The sequence below is a fragment of the Aminobacter aminovorans genome (assembly GCF_900445235.1).
Lineage (GTDB): Bacteria > Pseudomonadota > Alphaproteobacteria > Rhizobiales > Rhizobiaceae > Aminobacter > Aminobacter aminovorans.
Genome location: NZ_UFSM01000001.1, coordinates 1,280,893 through 1,298,114, shown reverse-complemented (window position 1 = coordinate 1,298,114; position 17,222 = coordinate 1,280,893). Strand labels below are relative to the sequence as shown.

The window sequence follows — 17,222 nt, the reverse complement described above, 5'->3', positions numbered from 1 at the left end:
TCGAAAATTATTCAGAAGAACAACGGGGACACTTAGATGATCGAATTCCTGGCGCCGTATTTCGGCTTCATCAACGACCCGACCGCCTGGGTGGCGCTGCTGACCCTGATCGCGCTTGAGGTCGTGCTCGGCATCGACAATCTGATTTTCATCTCGATCCTGACCAACAAGCTGCCGGAGGCGCAGCGCGCCAAGGCGCGGCGTCTTGGCATCGGCGCGGCCCTGATCATGCGTCTCGTGCTTTTGGCCACGATCTCCTTCATCGTTGCACTGACGGCGCCCGTCTTCACGGCCTTCGGCCATGGCTTCTCCTGGCGCGACCTGATCCTGATCGCGGGCGGCCTGTTCCTGGTGTGGAAGGCGACCAAGGAAATCCACCACTCGGTCGATCCCGAGGACCACAAGGACGAGATGGTATCGCGGACGCTGCAGCTCTCGATGGGTGCTGCGATCTTCCAGATCCTGCTGCTCGACCTGGTGTTCTCGATCGACTCGATCATCACCGCTGTCGGCATGACCGACGAGATCGGCATCATGTACATCGCCGTGATCGTCGCAGTGACCGTGATGTTGCTTGCGGCAACGCCACTCGCCAAGTTCATCGAGAAGAACCCGACGATAGTCATGCTGGCGCTCGGCTTCCTGTTGATGATCGGCATGACGCTGATTGCCGATGGTTTCGGCTACCATGTGCCCAAGGGCTACATCTACGCCGCGATGGGCTTCTCGGCGCTGGTCGAGGGCCTCAACATGCTGCAGCGGAATCGCCGCAGGAAAAGCAGCGGCAGCGGCCACTGACGAACACGACGAACGGCGGGCCAAGTGCCCGCCGTTTTCGTTTCAGCGACCGATTTCAGGCCGCCGCGAACTGGGCTATCATCTGATTCTGGCGCGGCCCACGCCTCCCCCCTCCAACGGGAAAGTACAGTTCGTGCAGGGTGCCTAATCACCGAACCATCTGTTCGAGCACGTGCATAAGGAGGGGTTGCGACGACAGCTCGTATATGGAGGTTCGCCCGATGAAACTTTCAGCGCCCATTCCCATGCTGAAGCGCAAGGCCAGGCTTCTGGCCAGGACGACGCAAATCCCTCTCCATCAAGCGCTCGATCAAGTGGCAGCCGACGAAGGCATTGCCGGCTGGAGCCTGCTTGCCGCCAAGGCTGCTGCCGTGCGGCCGGCGGCCAGGCTGTTCGCACGGCTCGTCCCGGGCGACATGGTCCTGCTCGGCGCACGCCCAGGCCAGGGCAAGACGCTGATGGGCCTCGAACTCGCCGTGGAGGCGATGAAATCAGGCCATCGCGGCAGCTTCTTCACACTCGAATATACCGAGAAGGAAGTCCTCGACCGCTTTCGTGCCATAGGCGCTGACCGGCAGCAGTTCGGCGCGCTGTTTGAGCTCGACAGCTCCGACACGATCAGCGCCGCCCGCATCGCCAGGCGCATGGCAATCCCCCGCGCGGCACCCTTTTGGTCATCGACTATCTGCAGCTGCTCGACCAGAAGCGCGACAATCCGGAGCTGATGGAGCAAGTGCAGACGCTGAGGGCCTTGGCGCGCGACAAGGGGCTGATCGTCGTCATGATCTCGCAGATCCACCGGTCCTACGATCCCGCGGCGAAGGCGGTGCCTGATCTTGAAGACGTCAGGCTACCCAACCCGCTCGATCTCAAGCTGTTCGACAAGGCCTGCTTCCTGAACCAGGGCGAGGTGCGATTCCAAGCGGTTTGACGAGACCGGGCGGCGGGAATGCCCGCCGCCCGGCCTGTGGCGCATTCACCAGGCGTCGGGCTCGCGGACCATGTGCACGACGTTGGCCGGATTCATGATCCAGCCGCCACGGAAGTCGTCGCCGAGCGGCTCGATGGCATCGCAGCGCACGACGCCGGCATCGGCCATCTGCTTAAGCGCGCCTGATGCATCGGGCGTGAAAAGCTCGAGCCAGACTTCGGCTTGGCTCATCGTTGGGTCCTCGTCGAGCCACAGCTTGTTTGGCCCGAGCTCGAAGCCGATGGCTGGCGCCTTGTCGGTGAACGGCTTGAGGCCGACCACGTCGCGATAGAAGGCGATGGTCGCCTGATACTGATGCGATGGGATCTTCATCGCGATGTTGATGCCACCGGTGATGCTGGCTGTCATTTCTTCCTCCTCACTTGGTGTCGGGCGTCGGCAGCTCGCCGACCATTTCGCTGCGGTAGAAGCCCTCGCGCAGGTTGATGCCGTATTCGACATAGGCCTTCATGCACGACAGCATCTGCGACCAGCCTTCGCAGTTGTTGTACGACGCCTTGCGGCTGGCCTCGTCCTCGCGCCAGCCGGCCTCGGCGATGGTGACGAAGGTGCCGCCATCGTCGAGCGCGTCGAAGTTCATCTCGATGCGCGTCTTGTAGCTCGGCTCGACCTTGGGGTCGGTGTCCCAGCGCAGGACGATGCGCTTGTCCTTTTCGACCTCGTCGACCTCGACCGGCACCGAGCCCCACCAGGTGACGGTGGTGCCGGTGACCAGCGGCGCGCTGGCGCCGCCGAGCGTGGTGAAATAGCCGCTGAGCTTGGTGGGATTGACCACCGCGTCGAAGACCTCGGCGACCGGCTTGCCGATGCGCCCGGAAACCCTGAATCCAACAGACATTTTTGTTCCTCCTGCTTGCATGGCCAAACAATATGTTATAGTTTTATAACATGTCAAGCGAACCGAACGACGACAGTGTTTTCAAGGCCCTGGCGCATCCGCGCCGGCGGCTGATGCTGGACGTGATGAAGGATGGCCCGCTGACCACGGGCATGCTGTGCGAGCGCTTCGACGACATGGACCGCTGCACGGTGATGCAACACCTGAAGGTGCTGGAAGAGGCCGAACTGGTGGTCGCCCGGCGCGAAGGCCGCGAACGCTGGAACCACCTCAACTCGATGCCGATCAAAGAGATTCACGACCGCTGGATCAGCGAATATGCCAGCCACGCGATGAGCATTCTCGATCGGCTGAAGCTCGACCTGGAAGGCTGAGGCGCGGGCCCAAGCCTTGATGTCGGTCAGGCGACCTTCGCCCTGTGCGCCTCGATGGCGGCGCCATGTTGCTTGCCCCAATCCGCCGGCGGCCCAAGCGCCCCGTCGAGCGACTGGCCGAGAGGCGTCGCCAAGTATTCGCCCCTCGGCGGCACCTCGCGGACATCTCGCGGTGGACGAGGCCATCGGCCTCCATCTCGCGCAGTTGCTGGATCAGCATTTTCTCGCTGCTTTCGGGCACCAGCCGCTTGAGGTCGCCGAAGCGGAGCGGGCACATGGGCATACTCGAAGCCGACCCGGCAATGATGTTCGCCCATGCCATTGAGGACCAAAGGGAAGCTATCTGATCAGACGGGTTCCGCGGTCACATCGCGATCGAGGAGATCGAGCCGCGACTCGCGCCTGAGCCTCCACGCCTCTCGCACCCATCGGTTGCGTGAGGCGCCACCGCGGCTAAAGAAATGCTTGGACGTGGCCCGCGTTTCACCGCTACATCAGAAAGCGCTCATTAAGTCCGGATGAACGCTTTTTGGGCGACAGTCCCGACAAGGGACTTGCATGATGGGCCAGGAATGCTGACAGCCACCGGGGAACTGCCCGCCAAGGCAAACACTGAACCGCAACTTGCAATTGCTCTGATCGTCGCTGGCATCGTCTTTCTCGCATCGTTCTTCGGCATCCTGACGCGGCCGGTCGGCTTCCTCGCCGCGGTCTGGCCGGCGAACGCCATCCTGCTCGGCATGATGGTCCGCAACCCGGCCTTCGCCACGCCATTGGGCTGGCTCGCCGCCTTCGTCGGCTACATCGCAGCCGACCTTTCGACAGGTGGAAACTTCTTCGTCACGCTGTGGCTGACGATCGCCAACATGACCGGCGCGCTGACCGGATACCTGCTGTTCAGACTTGCGCCGGAGAGCGACCGCTGGCTGCAGCGGCCGGCATCGGTGCTTCATCTGTTTGCCATCTGCTGCGCAGTGGCGTTGGCAGCTTCCATCGCCGGCGGCGGCGCTGCCCGCCTGCTGTTCGGGCGCGACTTCTTCCATGGCCTGACGTTCTGGTTCATCACCGAACTGGTCAACAGCCTGATCATCCTTCCCGTACTGCTGACGTTTCCGGGATTCCGCAAGCTGCGCGAGCTTTGGCCGGCCAAGCTTTCGCCGGCGCTGCTCCAGCATGCTTTGCCGATGCTCGTGCTGGCGGCTTCGGTGGCACTTGCCATCATGCTGGGCGGCCCAGGCGCACTGGCGATGCCAATCCCTGCCCTGCTCTGGTGTTCGCTGACCTACAGGACCTTCACCACCTCGGTGCTGACGATGCTGTTGTGCACGTGGCTTTTGATTTCGATTCCGGCCAATTTCATTCCGTTACCCGAGCTGCCCGATCCGCTGCGCTCTCTCGACTCGCTGCGCCTCGGCATCGCCCTGATGGCACTCTGCCCCTTGACGGTGGCCAGCATCAACGCCGCGCGCACAGAGTTGATCGAGCGCCTGTCGCATGCGGCGAACCACGACTCGCTGACCGGCGCGCTGTCGCGCGGCGCCTTCATCGATCGCAGCGAAACCTGCCTGCGCATCAACCAGGATCGTGGGACGTCGCTGCTGATGCTCGACATCGACCACTTCAAGAACGTCAACGACCGCTTCGGCCATGCCGGCGGCGACGCGATGCTGAAGGAGTTTGTCGTCCTCGTATCTCATGTGCTGCGCCCGGCCGACCTGTTCGGGCGCATGGGTGGCGAGGAATTCGCAGTGGTCCTGCCTGGCCTCGACATGATCGCGGCAACCTCGGTTGCCGAGCGCATTCGCCAGGCACTCGAAGCACGGGCGATCAAGATGCCCACGGGCGGCGAGGTCTGGGCGACCGTCAGCATCGGCGTGGCCACGCGGGCGCCGGGCGGGTGGACAAGCTTCGACGAGGTGATGCTCGCTGCCGATCGCGCGCTCTACGAAGCCAAGGACGCCGGACGCAACATGGTTCGGGTCGGCGCACAGCAGGCCTACGCCGCAGCGCCGACCTTGAACTGAGCGAAGTCTTCAGACGCCGTCGAGAATGACGATGGTCGGCCGTGCGGGCAGCGACCTGAGCGACACCTTGAGCGAGCGGCTATTGCGGAATTCGACGGCAAAGCCGTCGCCCATCATGCCGGTGAATTCGCCGATCGCGGTCGAGTGCCGGTGCATCGGCAAGATCATTGACGAATAGAGTCGGGTGGTGATCTCGGTCATCGCGTCTATCGACAAGGTCATGCCGCCGTCGATCGGCACCATGACGACATCGAGCCTGCCGATAGCACCATAATGCGCATCCTCCAGCCGGTGATGCAGGTGGCCGAGATGGCCGATACACAGGCCGGCGACCTCGAAGATGAAGATCGAATTGCCGTCGCGCTCCATCTCGTTGAGGCGCCTGATGTCGGTCGGCACGTTGCGGACATAAACGTCGTCGACGACCAGCGCATGCCTGGCCGGCCCGCCATCGGGGTTCCAGCCGCGCAAGACGTATTCGATGCCCCGGTCCGGCAGGTCGGTATAGTGGGTTCGATGCGCTTTGTTCATGGTGACGATGCGCGGTAGCGGATCTGAGCCATAGATGCCGCTGTAGTCGGTGGCGATGCGCACGCCGCCCGGCGTCTCGACGACATAGGTCGAGTGGCCGGCATAGGTGATGATGACGTCGCCATCGACGAAATCCTGGGCCGGCGTGAAGCTGGCATAGGTCACTTCGGGCAGGGTCTGGGCGATGGCCATGCATTTGCTCGGCACCGGATCGTCCGCCGCCCATGCCGGCATCGAAGCGAACAACAGGGTGGCGAGACAGGCGGCGAACAGGCGAAGGGGCATGGCGCTCTCGGGCGTTCGGGCTGAAACACACTATCTCAGCAGCCGCGTAGCGTGCGGAGTCACGTTTTCGCGAGTGTCGGAAAGCCCTGATGTCTGGACGTATTGAGCCGATTTATCTATAAGGCGGCCCATCCAAACACTGCCGAAGCGACAAACAGGGGTCCCATGGCCGGCCATTCACAGTTCAAGAACATCATGCACCGCAAGGGCCGCCAGGACGCGGTGCGGTCGAAGATGTTCTCAAAACTCGCGCGCGAAATCACCGTTGCAGCAAAGACCGGCGTACCCGACCCCTCGATGAACCCGCGCCTACGCCTTGCCGTGCAGAACGCCAAGGCCGTGTCGATGCCCAAGGACAACATCGCCCGCGCCATCTCCAAGGCCTCGATGGGCGACGCCGAGAACTATGAAGAAGTGCGCTATGAAGGCTACGGCCCAGGTGGCGTCGCCCTCATCGTCGAGGCGTTGACCGACAACCGCAACCGTTCGGCGTCCAACGTGCGCGCAGCCTTCACCAAGGCCGGCGGGGCACTGGGCGAAACCGGCTCTGTGTCATTCATGTGGGACCGCGTCGGCGAGATCGTCTATCCGGCAGGCGCCGGTGACGCCGACAAGGTCATGGATGCGGCCATCGAGGCCGGCGCCGACGACGTGCAGTCGGACGAGGACGGCCACACCATCACCTGCGCTTTCGAAAACCTCAGCGAAGTGTCCAAGGCGCTCGAAAGCTCGCTCGGCGACGCCGAGTCGGTGAAGATCATCTGGAAGCCGCAGAACAACATCCCCGTCGACGAAGAACGCGCCCAGTCGCTGATGAAGCTTGTCGGCACGCTCGAAGACGACGACGACGTGCAGAACGTCTACGCCAACTTCGAAGTCGACGAAGCGACGCTGGCCAAGCTCAGCGCAGCGTGACCTTGCAACGCCCCGGTAAATCCGGGGCGTTTTCGTTTGACGCGTATTTCGTGCATCTTTCGAGGTTCTCTCCCTGGGCGAGCACCACAGGGTGAGGACCCTACCACCCAGCACGACCGGATGTTGCCCGCCCTATCGAACGGTTGGGAAGACGGTATCATCCCTCCTTATCCTGAGGTGCCCGCAAAGCGGGCCTCGAAGGAGGCACACCACATCAACGAGTTGACCATGACCGACGCGCCCCTTCCCCAGATCCGCATCACCTACTGCACCCAGTGCATGTGGCTGCTCCGCGCCGGCTGGATGGCGCAGGAGCTTTTGTCGACCTTCGGCACCGAGCTCGGCGAGGTGACGCTGGTGCCGGGCAGCGGCGGTGTCTTCACCGTCAGCTGCAACGACACGCTGGTGTGGGACCGCAAGCGCGACGGCGGCTTTCCCGACGCGGCCAGGCTGAAACAGCTGGTGCGTGACATCATCGACCCCGATCGCGACCTTGGCCATTCCGACCGCAAGGGCCACAAGTCCAGGGATAATGGCTGAGTGCAGCGAAAGCTGCGCAAAGCCTGAAACGACGCCACAGATAAGTTCGAATTGCTGAACAAGCAGGACACTGCGCCACGGCATGGCGCGAACCCAGCGGCAGGCGGAAAGCACCCATGACCACCAAACCACGCATCGCAGTTCTCTTCGGCGGACGCTCCTCCGAGCACGACGTCTCGCTCATGTCGGCAAGCAATGTCGTCAAGGCGATCGACGTGTCCAGATACGAGGTCGTGCCCGTCGGCGTTGCCCGCGACGGCCGCTGGTTCCTGGCCGAACTCGACCGCGACGGCGCGCTGCCCAAGGCAGTGCCCACTGATGGCACCGAGGTGGCACTGGTGCCCGGCGGCAGAGGACGGCTGGTCGCCCTGCCCGGCGGCGAAGCGCCGTTCGAACTGCCCAGGGTCGACGTGCTGTTTCCGGTGCTGCATGGCCCGTTCGGCGAGGATGGCGCGGTGCAGGGTCTCGCCGAGGTGGCCGACATTGCCTATGTCGGCTCCGGCGTGCTCGGCTCGGCCAACGCCATGGACAAGGATGTGGCCAAGCGGCTGATGAAGCAGGCCGGGGTGCCGGTGGCGCGTGGCGTGACCGTGCATTTTGGCGACAGCCCGTCTTTCGACGCCATCACGGCCGAGCTCGGACTGCCGGTTTTCGTCAAGCCGGCGCGGCAAGGCTCCTCCGTCGGCGTCAGCAAGGCCGAGACGGCGGAGCAGTTGGACCAGGCATTGGCAGAGGCCTTCAAATATGACCGCAAGGTGCTGATCGAGGAATTCGTCGCCGGCCGCGAGGTCGAGTTCGCCGTACTCGAGGCGCCTGACGGGCGGCTCTCCGTCTCCGTGCCGGGCGAGATCGCGCCGGCGGCGAGCCATGGCTTCTACACCTACGAGGCCAAGTATATCGATGCCGACGGGGCCGCGCTGCGCATCCCGGCAGAGCTGCCTGAGGCAGCCACAGCCAGACTGCAGGACGTTGCCCGAATTGCCTTCCTGGCGCTGGGCTGCGAGAGCATGGCACGCGTCGACTTCTTCGTAATGGCGGATGGCTCGGCGTTGGTCAACGAGGTCAACACCATCCCCGGCTTCACCAATATCAGCATGTACCCAAAGACGATGGCGGCCTCTGGCGTGTCCTATCCCGATCTCGTCGGCCGGCTGATCGAACATGCCGTGGCGCGCTGGCAGCGCCAGGCTTGAAGCAGCAAAGGCCGGGTCATGCCCGGCCTTTTTCGTTTCCTGCTTTGCGCATTGCCTGCGATCGAACCCGAGCTCCGGGCCGATGCGTCAAGCGGTGCGGGCAAAGGCCATGACGAACGACGCCAGCGCCACCAGGCAGGCGACCGTGCGGACATGGTTCCACGGCAGCCACTCCTTGAGATAGCGCGTCCACATGGCGGCACCTTCGGCACTTGCCGGGTCGACGGCGGAGATCGCATCGTTGAGCGGTACGTTGAAGACCATCGTCGCCAGGAAGCAGCCCAAGAGATAGGCGATGCTGCCGACGAGCAGCCAGGCCGCACCCGCCTCGCTCCAGCCCAGGATCGCCTTGGCGCCGAGCACCAGCGACAACACCACCATCCCCATGAACACCAGCATGAACAGCGGGTTGATGATAGTGACGTTGATCTGCTGCATGGCGGCGATGCCTTGCGGCACCGGCAGTTTGGCAAACGATGCCATGATGGTGTTGGAGAAGATGAAGAACAGGCCGGCGGCAATGCCGCTGCCGAGCGCTGCAAGAAAGATGAGTACGGTGAAGGCGGCAGCGATCATGTCTGGTCTCCCCAGATACCGGTTGCGGCGACAGTCCTGGCATACCAGGCGAAATCCCGCGCGGGCCGGCCGAGCGCCCGGCTGACACCGTCCACAACATGCTGGTTGCGGCCGTCGAGCACCTCGGTGAACAGCATCATCAACAGGTCGATGAGCTCCTGGGGCAGTTGCTGGTCGGTGAGACCGGCCTTGAAGTCGGCAACGCTGATCTCGACGAAGCGGATATCGCGACCGGCGGCGGCTGAAATCTCGGCGACGGCGTCAGCGAAGGTCAGCATGCGCGGTCCGGTGAGTTCGTAGAGCTGGCCGATATGGCGGTCGTCTGACAAGGCGGCGACAGCGGCATCGGCGATATCGTCGGTATCGACGAACGGCTCACCTACAGCGCCGACCGGCAGCGCCACCTCGCCCGAAAGCACGGCGTCGAGCAGGAAACTCTCGCTGAAATTCTGCATGAACCAGCTGCAGCGCAGGATGGTCCAGTCGGCGCCGGACTGCTGGACCCTTTCCTCGGCGCGCTGCGCCTCGGGCTCGCCGCGCCCGGACAAAAGCACCAGGCGCTTGACGCCCATACCGACGGCGAATTCGGCGAAGGCGCCGACTGCCTCGGCGGCACCTGGGGCCGCGAGGTCGGGATAGTAGCAGATGTAAACGGCACCGGCGCCCTCGACTGCGCCCGGCCAGCTGGAGCGGTCATCCCAGTCGAAGGACGGGGTGGCGCCGCGTGAACCGATACGGACCGGCAGGTTGCGCTGTGCAAGCTGTTCGGCAATGCGGCGGCCAGTCTTGCCGGTGCCGCCGAGGATGAGAATTGGCTTCATGTCATGCTGAGATACGGTCATTTTGGCCTCCTTCATTAATGTGAGCATTCCTCACATTTGCAAATGTGATAAACCCTCATATTATGGAGGTCAAGCGGATTCGTTGCGGGCGAGGAACCATGGAAGCGATCGAAGACATCTCGGGCCAGGCGCTGCGGCGCGCACCGAGCCAGAAACGCAGCCAGGAGCGCGTCGAGCGCATGCTGCAGGCCGCGAGCACGCTGATCTCGGAAGGCGGCAGCGACGCCATGCGCATGGGCGAGGTCGCCGAACGTGCCGGCGTGTCGATCGGCTCGCTCTACCAGTACTTTCCCGACAAGGGCGCGATCATCCGCACGCTTGCCGAGCGCTACAACGCCGAAGGCCGCGCTTGCATTTCAGACGGGCTGGCGGGCGTTGGCGACATGAAGGGGCTGATCGACGCCTTCGGCGGGCTGATTGATGTCTATTACGGCATCTTCCTGGCCGAACCGGTGATGCGCGACATCTGGTCCGGCACCCAGGCCGACAAGGCGCTGCGCGACATCGACCTGCGCGATTCCAGGGCCAATGGCGCGCTGTTGGCCGAGGCGTGGCAGCGGGTCGCGCCCGCTTCGGATGCTGCCGAGATAGAGCGCAAGGCGTTCCTGATCATGTCGCTGGGCGAAGCAACGATGCGGCTGGCAATTTCGGTCGACCGCGCCGAAGGCGACGCGCTGGTGGCCGACTACAAGGCGATGGCGCTGCGGGAGATCGGGGCGGCCTAACCCTGAGAAAACGCTGGTGGAACTGGGACTAGACCGCGCCGAATTGGCGCTGGAGCATTTCGGTTCGTTCATCGTCGTCACAAAGCGCAAGGCGTCCCAGTGACAATTGCTTGCGGTGCAAGGCGACGACGGCCAGCGCGCAGGTCACGACCGATGGTTCCAACTCGGTCGCCAAGTCGCGCAAGGCGAACTCAAAGAGCCGTTGCCATGCCGCGGCATAGTCGCGTTCCAGCCATTCGGGAATCGGTGGATTTCGTGGAAAGACCAGCCGCGCTTCCTCGACCGTTGCCGCCAGACCGTAGAGCGCCCAAGGCGCATGACGGTGTTGGGCGGAGATGCCGACAAGCGCAGGAATAGCTGCGTAGGACGCCTCGCCGACATCGCCCTGATGATGCAGCTCATTCAAGAGTTCCTCCCAGGCGGCGCTGTCGCGGTAGTTCCTGGAAAGTGCAGCGAAGGCTTGACGGGCGTCATAAGCGACTTTGTATCCGCCAGTCAGACGAGACCATCGTTCATCACTCAACTTCAGCATGACGTGCCCCCGTGACGCGAGTTGAATATCCTGTCCGCCGGCAACAAAAAACCCGCCACGAGGGCGGGTTCTTGGTATGCTTGAAGCGGGTCGGCTTAGATGCCGAGGCCTTCGTAACGCTTCTTGAACTTCGACAGACGGCCACCGCGGTCGAGCAGGTTGTGCTGGCCGCCGGTCCAGGCCGGGTGCGTGGTCGGGTCGATATCGAGGTTCATCGTATCGCCTTCCTTGCCCCAGGTGGAGCGGGTCATGTATTCGGTGCCATTGGTCATCACGATCTTGATGACGTGGTAGTCGGGATGGATATCGGCTTTCATCGCTCTGTTCCTGCTGTCGCGGCGCGGCTTGCGCAGGTATCCTGCGGCGATGCGCCTCTTTCGAAAATTCGAAGCCACGGCTAGATAGGCCACAGCTTCAGAAACGGTCGGCGTGCCTATACATCAGCCGATTTCGAATCACAAGGCCGGCAGCCTGCAAATGGGCCAAGGCCGAGAGGGAAATAGCATGGCGAGCACGATAACGGCCGCGAATGAACAGCGCCGGCGTTCGCTGCGTCCGCTGAGCCGGCTTTCGCCCTATCTCTACCGCTATCCCAAGCTGGTCGTCGGCGCCATCATTTCTCTGGTCGCCGCCGCCATCACCACGCTGACGCTGCCGATCGCCGTGCGCCGAATGATCGACCACGGCTTCTCCTCGGCCGATTCGAGCTTCATCGCCAAATATTTCGCCATGCTGGTGGCGATCGCCGCTTTGCTCGCGCTGGCCTCGGCCTGCCGCTACTATTTCGTCATCACGCTGGGCGAGCGCGTCGTCTCCGACATCCGCCGCGACGTCTTTTCGCACGTCACCAGCCTGTCGCCGGCCTTCTTCGATACGGCGATGTCGGGCGAGATCGTGTCGCGGCTCGCCGCCGACACCACCCAGATCAAGTCGGCCGTCGGCGCCACCGCTTCTGTCGCCCTGCGCAATGTCATCCTCGGCCTTGGCGCGCTCGCCATGATGGTGGTGACCAGCCCGAAGCTGTCGGGCCTCGTCATTGCCGCGATCCCGCTGATCGTGTTGCCGCTGGTCGCCTTCGGTCGCTCGGTAAGGCGCAAGTCGAGGCTGGCGCAGGACACGCTGGCCGACGCCACCGCCTTTGCCAGCGAGCAGATCGGCGCCATCCGCACGCTCCAGGCCTTCACCAATGAACCCCTGGTAACGGGTAGGTTCGCCGCCGCCGTCGAGACCGCCTTCAACGCCGCCCGCGCCTCGGTGCTGGCGCGCGCCGTGCTGACCTTCTTTGCCATCTTCACCATCTTCGCTTCGGTCGTAGCCGTGCTGTGGTTCGGTTCGCGCGACGTGCTCGAAGGCGTGGTCTCGCCCGGCACGCTCGGCCAGTTCCTGCTCTATTCGGTCTTTGCCGCCGGCGCGCTCGGAGCCCTGTCGGAAGTGTGGGGCGAACTCAGCTCCGCCGCCGGTGCTGCCGAACGCATCACCGAGATCCTCGCCGAAGAGCCGACGGTTGCAGCCCCGGCTACGCCGATCGCCCTGCCCGCCAGGTGCAACGGCGCGATCGAATTCCGCGACGTGACCTTTTCTTATCCGGTGCGGCCCGACCGCGCCGCCGTGCATGGCCTGAGCTTCACCGTCAAGCCGGGGGAAACAGTGGCCATCGTCGGCCCCTCGGGCGCTGGCAAGAGCACGGTCTTTTCGCTACTGCTGCGTTTCTACGATCCCGAAGCAGGTGCGGTGCTGATCGACGGCGTCGACCTGCAGAAGGCCGATCCACGCGCCGTGCGCGACCGCATCGCCATCGTGCCGCAGGACGTGACTGTGTTTGCCAGCACGGCAGGCGAAAACATCGGCTTTGGCCGGCCCGGCGCCTCGCAGGCCGATATCGTCAAGGCCGCGGAGGCAGCCCTCGCCGACGAATTCATCGAAAAGCTGCAGAACGGCTACGACACCGAAGTCGGCGAACGCGGCGTCACCCTTTCAGGCGGCCAGCGCCAGCGCATCGCCATCGCCCGGGCCATCCTGCGCGACGCCCCGATCCTGCTGCTCGACGAAGCAACCTCGGCACTCGACGCCGAAAGCGAAAAGCAGGTGCAGACAGCACTCGAGCACCTGATGCAGGGCCGCACCACCATCGTCATCGCGCATCGGCTGGCAACCGTGCTGAAGGCCGACCGCATACTGGTCATGGAAGGCGGGAGCATCGTCGAGGAAGGCACGCATGCCGGCCTTGTCGCCAAGGGCGGCATCTATGCCCGCCTCGCCAAGCTCCAGTTCGATACCGGCGCCAGCGCCTTCCAGGGCGCTGCCGAGTAGGCCAGCCAGCCGTCAGCTCACAGAAACGTCGCGATCTCCGACAGCGGACGCTTTTCGGTGGCGTGAACCGGGATCGTGGCGTCTTCCTTGGGGTAGCCGACGACCATCAGGATGTAGGGCTTGTCATGCGGGTCGCGGCCGCAGATCTCGTTGAGGAAGCTCATCGGGTTCGGCGTGTGCGTCAGCGTCGCGAGGCCGGCGCGGTGCAGGGCGGCGATCAGGAAGCCGGTGGCGATGCTGACCGATTCGGGCACGTAGTAATTCTTGCGCGAGACACCGTCGGCAGAGCGGCTCTTGCGCTCGCCGAAAATGCAGATCAGCCAGGGTGCCTCCTCCAGGAAGGGCTTGGAGGCATCGGTGCCGAGCGGTGCCAGCGCCTTCAGCCACTCCTCGCCGGCGCGACCCTCATAGAAGGCGCGCTCCTCGATTTCCGCCGCTTCGCGAATCTGGCGCTTGATGTCGGCGTCGCCGATGACGGCGAAATGCCAGGGCTGGTGGTTGGCGCCATTGGGTGCCGTGCCGGCGGCCATGATGCAGGTTTCGATGATGTCGCGCGGCACCGGCCGGGTCGAGAAATCGCGCACCGTATGGCGCGTGCGGATCTCGTCGTAGAACGCCTGCGCGCCGGCACGCATCTCCTCGACCGGCTTTTCCCGGTAGTCGGGCAGCGGCAATGTGCGATAGGCGTGCGTGGTTGAGACAGTCACGTGTTCCTCCCCGGAAAATCTCGATTGCGGCGACAATCTCCAATGCCGCCGCCCGCGTCAACGGGGATTGGCGGCGCCATAGCAGGCGTCGCCTGGGGGGATTGGCGACGCCGTAACAGGCGCCGCCTGTCCACTCCTAGAACTTGACGCCGAGGCTTGCCTTGACGCCGTGGTCACGGGCGCCATTGGCGACCTGGCCAGTATAGCTCAGGCCGAGATTGGCCTTGGGCGCGATGGCGAAGTCGAGGCCGGCTTCGATCAACAGCGCATCGCGGGCGATCGGCGCACCGTAAACGGTGAAGCTGTCGCCACCGCCGACGAAGGCGACCGTCGAAGCGGGCGTGACATCGCCAAAGGCATGGCGCCAGCCGAGGCCGCCGCGAACCGTTGCCTTGCCGTCGCCAACATTGAAGTCGCTGGCAGCACGCAGGCCAAGCGTCGTCGTGGTGCTGTCAAAGCTCTTGTCAGCGCTGGTCAGGGCCGCAGCACCACCTGTTTCGGTGAAGCCGTCGGTCGAGGTCGAAACATAGGCAAGACCGGCGAACGGCTCGAAGGCGACGCGGCCCATCTCGGCACGGTAACCGGCCTCGATAAAGGCTTGCGCGGTACCGGCATCGTAGCTGGCCTTGAGCGTCTCGGTGAGGCCGGGGAACGACACCGTGCGGGATGTGTCGATCGCATGCCTGGTGTAGGACGCGCCGGCGCGCAGCGCGACAGCGCCAAAGTGACGGCCGCCATAGACGCCGACATGGAAGTTGTCGCTGTCACCCGAGGCAGCACCGTCATCGGCATCGAAGCTGGTGCGGCTGTAGCCGCCGAGCAGGCCGACGCGCCAGCCATCGCCGACGATGGTATCGCCACCGGCAACGAGGCCACCGCTCGCATGCTCGAAGCCACCCGAATTGCCGTCGCCGTCGAACGAACCCCAGTTGCCGAGCGCCTGGCCCCAGACGACGAAGCGGTCGCTGTCGGCGGCGACAAGTTCGAGGCCGCCTTCGCCATAACCCATGACCGGCAAGTCGGGTGCTGCGACATCGCCGAAGGCCGAGCGGACGCGATCGTTGGCGAACTCGCCGAGGAACTGGCTCGTCTGGGTCGTACCGCCGCTGACCGAGGCGTGCACGTCGCCGGCGAGCTGCTCGAGCGCATCACGCGCCTCGTCCTCGTCGGTCGACATCAGCAACGCCGAGCGCACCGGATTGCCGCTTGGCAGGCCGTCGACGGCGCCGGCGACAGCCGACTGGTTCGGCGACTGGGCAACCTCCTCGACCGACAAGTCGTTGCGGCTCAGCGCCAGCGTGACGTCATTGCCGTCGCCGCCGGTGTAGCTGATGAGGTGATTGAGGAAGAGCAGGTTGTTGAGATTGCCTACCGACGCGAACGTGCCGGTGACGGCGTCGCCACCGTCATTGGCAATGATCGTGAACGGGCCGTTGAGCGGGTCCCAGCCTCCGGCCGGGCTCGGGTCGTTGGGCGTCAGCGACAGGTTGAGCGTCGCACCCGATATGTTGACCGTACCGTTGACCGTCAGCTTGTCGGCTGTCTCCGGCGTCGCCTCGATCTCGAGGATGCCGTGATTGACGTAGTTGCCGTTGACGGTCTGGGTGTGGACGAGGCCCGTCGTAGCCGGGTTGGCCTTGTCGCCCACAGCATGCGCTGCACCTGACGCAATTGTCACGTTGCCGACAACCGTGCCGCTGCCGCCGAACCGCGCGCCGGAATCAACGGAGACTGGCCCAGCCAGCGTACCGAGGCCCTTGTAACCGACATTCAGCATGCCGGCATTCACGAAGGTTTCGCCGGCGAATGCGGAACTGTCGCCTCGCAGAGTGATTGTGCCCGATCCCTGCTTGAAGAACTGCCCCGCGCCGGCGAGCTTAACGTTCTGCGGCAGGTAGCCCAGGCCATTGGACATGTTGGAAATCAGCTTGCTGCCAGCGTCGATGGTGATCTTGCCATCGGTCCCACCCAGCCAACCGCTCACCCCGCCGTCTCCGAACTGGAGCGTACTGTTGTTGGAGATCAGCACGGTGGCCGTGCCGCTGCCGCTGTTGCCGGTGCCGGTAAGGGTCAACTTGCCGCCGCCAACATGCTGGAACGAGCCAGCACTGTTGATCTGGCCAGCAACGGTGAGGTCGTCGGAGCGATTGAAGACCAGCGTACCGAGATTGTTGATCGCGCCGGCAACCGACCCTGTCGTGCCACCATCGCCGATCTGAAGCGTGGCGCCGTCGCTGACGCCAGTGCTGCCGAGATAGGTGTTAGCCCCGGTGAAGATCTGCTTGGTGCCGCTGATGTTGAGACCACCATTGCCCGAGATAACGCCCGAGAAGGTCCCGTTGGCATCAGTGAGGAACAAGGACCGCTCGCCAAGAATAACCTGACCTGATCCGCTCAGCGCTTTGATGCTGGCGCCAGCGTCCGTGGTCGAGATGTCGAAAGTTCCGTCGACAGTTACGCCACTGGAGGCGCTGATTTTGCTCTGGCGGATCAATTGGAGCGTGGTGCCGGAGCCGATAGTGGTCGCACCAGTATAGGTGTTTGCCCAATCGCTGAGCTTCAGAATGCCGCCGCCGACGATGTCCAGCGCGGCCGACCCTTTCACGATCATGCCGATCTCGGCGGTAATGCCGCTACCGACATTGATCGTCGCCGTGCCGCCTACCGGCGCCAGGGTGAGCGAGTCGGAAGCTGTGGCCGTAAGCCTGTAGCCGTTGCCTGTGAAGCGAAGCGTATCAAAATTCTGATGCCCCTGAACCTGCACCCCGCCTCCGGTGCCGCCGAACACGGCCGTGCCGCCGGCCCAGGCTCCGTTGATCCCGCCGCCAATGTCGGTCCAGTTCGTGCCGCCCGTGCTCCAGATGCCGCCACCGCCTTCGATGATGACCGGAAGAGTGGAAGGACCATCCCAATACTGGTCTGCCGCAAGCGCATGCGGCGCCGCACCGAGCACAACCGCCACGGCCGCGAGCGCCGTGCCCGACCGCAGAGCGGCGAGACGGGCGGCTGGTCGGTTCGTCGATTGGCTGGAAGTGGTCCTG

At 64.1% G+C, this 17,222-nt stretch carries 17 protein-coding genes and 1 pseudogene; 9 read left to right on the top strand and 9 right to left on the bottom strand.

Features of this window, described 5'->3' with window-relative positions; all coding sequences use genetic code 11:
- Positions 1 to 36 precede the first annotated feature (36 nt).
- Both DY201_RS06315 and DY201_RS06310 read left to right on the top strand, forming a co-directional pair.
- On the top strand, positions 37 to 798 hold the full coding sequence (locus DY201_RS06315) for a TerC family protein (protein WP_115730468.1): 762 nt from the start codon (positions 37 to 39) through the stop codon (positions 796 to 798).
- 221 nt (positions 799 to 1,019) lie between these two features.
- A pseudogene (locus tag DY201_RS06310) lies at positions 1,020 to 1,729 on the top strand (DNA helicase).
- Positions 1,730 to 1,774: 45 nt separating this feature from the next.
- On the opposite strand, the gene DY201_RS06305 reads toward DY201_RS06310, so the two are convergent.
- Both DY201_RS06305 and DY201_RS06300 read right to left on the bottom strand, forming a co-directional pair.
- A complete protein-coding gene (locus DY201_RS06305; protein WP_115730467.1) occupies positions 1,775 to 2,137 on the bottom strand; it encodes a VOC family protein in 363 nt (120 codons plus the stop codon).
- 10 nt (positions 2,138 to 2,147) lie between these two features.
- Entirely contained in the window at positions 2,148 to 2,627 is a 480-nt protein-coding gene (locus tag DY201_RS06300; protein ID WP_115730466.1) for an SRPBCC domain-containing protein, read from the bottom strand.
- 50 nt (positions 2,628 to 2,677) lie between these two features.
- On the opposite strand from DY201_RS06300, the gene DY201_RS06295 reads away from it, so the two are divergent.
- Both DY201_RS06295 and DY201_RS06285 read left to right on the top strand, forming a co-directional pair.
- Complete coding sequence (locus DY201_RS06295; RefSeq protein WP_115730465.1) at positions 2,678 to 3,001, top strand: ArsR/SmtB family transcription factor; 324 nt, start codon at positions 2,678 to 2,680, stop codon at positions 2,999 to 3,001.
- Between the two features lie 572 nt (positions 3,002 to 3,573).
- Positions 3,574 to 5,025 carry a GGDEF domain-containing protein gene (locus tag DY201_RS06285; protein ID WP_165915920.1) on the top strand — a complete coding sequence of 484 codons (1,452 nt, stop codon included), beginning with the start codon at positions 3,574 to 3,576 and terminating at the stop codon, positions 5,023 to 5,025.
- Between the two features lie 9 nt (positions 5,026 to 5,034).
- On the opposite strand, the gene DY201_RS06280 is transcribed toward DY201_RS06285, so the two are convergent.
- On the bottom strand, positions 5,035 to 5,841 hold the full coding sequence (locus DY201_RS06280) for an MBL fold metallo-hydrolase (protein ID WP_115730463.1): 807 nt from the start codon (positions 5,839 to 5,841) through the stop codon (positions 5,035 to 5,037).
- 165 nt (positions 5,842 to 6,006) lie between these two features.
- Between DY201_RS06280 and DY201_RS06275 the strand changes: the two genes are divergently transcribed.
- From DY201_RS06275 to DY201_RS06265, 3 genes are all read left to right on the top strand, one after another.
- Positions 6,007 to 6,756 carry a YebC/PmpR family DNA-binding transcriptional regulator gene (locus tag DY201_RS06275; protein ID WP_115730462.1) on the top strand — a complete coding sequence of 250 codons (750 nt, stop codon included), beginning with the start codon at positions 6,007 to 6,009 and terminating at the stop codon, positions 6,754 to 6,756.
- Positions 6,757 to 6,984: 228 nt separating this feature from the next.
- Positions 6,985 to 7,296, top strand: coding sequence for an Rdx family protein (locus tag DY201_RS06270; protein WP_115733626.1), 312 nt, complete (start codon positions 6,985 to 6,987; stop codon positions 7,294 to 7,296).
- Positions 7,297 to 7,412: 116 nt separating this feature from the next.
- Positions 7,413 to 8,489, top strand: a complete 1,077-nt coding sequence (locus DY201_RS06265; protein ID WP_115730461.1) for a D-alanine--D-alanine ligase family protein — start codon at positions 7,413 to 7,415, stop codon at positions 8,487 to 8,489.
- 87 nt (positions 8,490 to 8,576) lie between these two features.
- Here the strand turns inward: DY201_RS06265 and DY201_RS06260 are convergent, their stop codons facing one another.
- Positions 8,577 to 9,065 (bottom strand): anthrone oxygenase family protein, encoded by a 489-nt coding sequence (locus tag DY201_RS06260; protein ID WP_115730460.1) that lies wholly within the window; start codon positions 9,063 to 9,065, stop codon positions 8,577 to 8,579.
- Positions 9,062 to 9,907: an NAD(P)H-binding protein gene (locus tag DY201_RS06255; protein WP_245431910.1), complete on the bottom strand. Its 846-nt coding sequence runs from the start codon at positions 9,905 to 9,907 to the stop codon at positions 9,062 to 9,064. Before DY201_RS06255 ends, DY201_RS06260 begins: the two co-directional genes overlap by 4 nt.
- A gap of 98 nt (positions 9,908 to 10,005) precedes the next feature.
- Between DY201_RS06255 and DY201_RS06250 the strand changes: the two genes are divergently transcribed.
- Positions 10,006 to 10,632 (top strand): TetR/AcrR family transcriptional regulator, encoded by a 627-nt coding sequence (locus DY201_RS06250; RefSeq protein WP_115730458.1) that lies wholly within the window; start codon positions 10,006 to 10,008, stop codon positions 10,630 to 10,632.
- A 28-nt stretch (positions 10,633 to 10,660) separates the two neighbouring features.
- Here the strand turns inward: DY201_RS06250 and DY201_RS06245 are convergent, their stop codons facing one another.
- Together DY201_RS06245 and rpmE are read right to left on the bottom strand one after the other, a co-directional pair.
- Positions 10,661 to 11,164, bottom strand: a complete 504-nt coding sequence (locus tag DY201_RS06245; protein WP_115730457.1) for a hypothetical protein — start codon at positions 11,162 to 11,164, stop codon at positions 10,661 to 10,663.
- A 95-nt stretch (positions 11,165 to 11,259) separates the two neighbouring features.
- The gene (gene rpmE / locus DY201_RS06240; protein WP_115730456.1) at positions 11,260 to 11,481 is read right to left on the bottom strand and encodes a 50S ribosomal protein L31; all 222 of its coding nucleotides are present in this window, start codon (positions 11,479 to 11,481) and stop codon (positions 11,260 to 11,262) included.
- 187 nt (positions 11,482 to 11,668) lie between these two features.
- Here rpmE and DY201_RS06235 point away from each other — a divergent pair, with 187 nt between their 5' ends.
- Positions 11,669 to 13,474, top strand: a complete 1,806-nt coding sequence (locus tag DY201_RS06235) for an ABC transporter transmembrane domain-containing protein (RefSeq protein WP_115730455.1) — start codon at positions 11,669 to 11,671, stop codon at positions 13,472 to 13,474.
- Between the two features lie 17 nt (positions 13,475 to 13,491).
- Here the strand turns inward: DY201_RS06235 and DY201_RS06230 are convergent, their stop codons facing one another.
- Both DY201_RS06230 and DY201_RS06225 read right to left on the bottom strand, forming a co-directional pair.
- Positions 13,492 to 14,181 carry a nitroreductase family protein gene (locus DY201_RS06230; RefSeq protein ID WP_115730454.1) on the bottom strand — a complete coding sequence of 230 codons (690 nt, stop codon included), beginning with the start codon at positions 14,179 to 14,181 and terminating at the stop codon, positions 13,492 to 13,494.
- A 136-nt stretch (positions 14,182 to 14,317) separates the two neighbouring features.
- Positions 14,318 to 17,143: an autotransporter outer membrane beta-barrel domain-containing protein gene (locus DY201_RS06225; RefSeq protein WP_245431909.1), complete on the bottom strand. Its 2,826-nt coding sequence runs from the start codon at positions 17,141 to 17,143 to the stop codon at positions 14,318 to 14,320.
- Between the last annotated feature and the right edge of the window lie 79 nt (positions 17,144 to 17,222).

Coding starts and splice junctions, on each gene's coding strand:
- DY201_RS06315 (WP_115730468.1), top strand. CDS start 37: ATGATCGAATTCCTGGCGCCGTATTTCGGCTTCATCAACGACCCGACC.
- DY201_RS06305 (WP_115730467.1), bottom strand. CDS start 2,137: ATGACAGCCAGCATCACCGGTGGCATCAACATCGCGATGAAGATCCCA.
- DY201_RS06300 (WP_115730466.1), bottom strand. CDS start 2,627: ATGTCTGTTGGATTCAGGGTTTCCGGGCGCATCGGCAAGCCGGTCGCC.
- DY201_RS06295 (WP_115730465.1), top strand. CDS start 2,678: ATGTCAAGCGAACCGAACGACGACAGTGTTTTCAAGGCCCTGGCGCAT.
- DY201_RS06285 (WP_165915920.1), top strand. CDS start 3,574: ATGCTGACAGCCACCGGGGAACTGCCCGCCAAGGCAAACACTGAACCG.
- DY201_RS06280 (WP_115730463.1), bottom strand. CDS start 5,841: ATGCCCCTTCGCCTGTTCGCCGCCTGTCTCGCCACCCTGTTGTTCGCT.
- DY201_RS06275 (WP_115730462.1), top strand. CDS start 6,007: ATGGCCGGCCATTCACAGTTCAAGAACATCATGCACCGCAAGGGCCGC.
- DY201_RS06270 (WP_115733626.1), top strand. CDS start 6,985: ATGACCGACGCGCCCCTTCCCCAGATCCGCATCACCTACTGCACCCAG.
- DY201_RS06265 (WP_115730461.1), top strand. CDS start 7,413: ATGACCACCAAACCACGCATCGCAGTTCTCTTCGGCGGACGCTCCTCC.
- DY201_RS06260 (WP_115730460.1), bottom strand. CDS start 9,065: ATGATCGCTGCCGCCTTCACCGTACTCATCTTTCTTGCAGCGCTCGGC.
- DY201_RS06255 (WP_245431910.1), bottom strand. CDS start 9,907: ATGACCGTATCTCAGCATGACATGAAGCCAATTCTCATCCTCGGCGGC.
- DY201_RS06250 (WP_115730458.1), top strand. CDS start 10,006: ATGGAAGCGATCGAAGACATCTCGGGCCAGGCGCTGCGGCGCGCACCG.
- DY201_RS06245 (WP_115730457.1), bottom strand. CDS start 11,164: ATGCTGAAGTTGAGTGATGAACGATGGTCTCGTCTGACTGGCGGATAC.
- rpmE (WP_115730456.1), bottom strand. CDS start 11,481: ATGAAAGCCGATATCCATCCCGACTACCACGTCATCAAGATCGTGATG.
- DY201_RS06235 (WP_115730455.1), top strand. CDS start 11,669: ATGGCGAGCACGATAACGGCCGCGAATGAACAGCGCCGGCGTTCGCTG.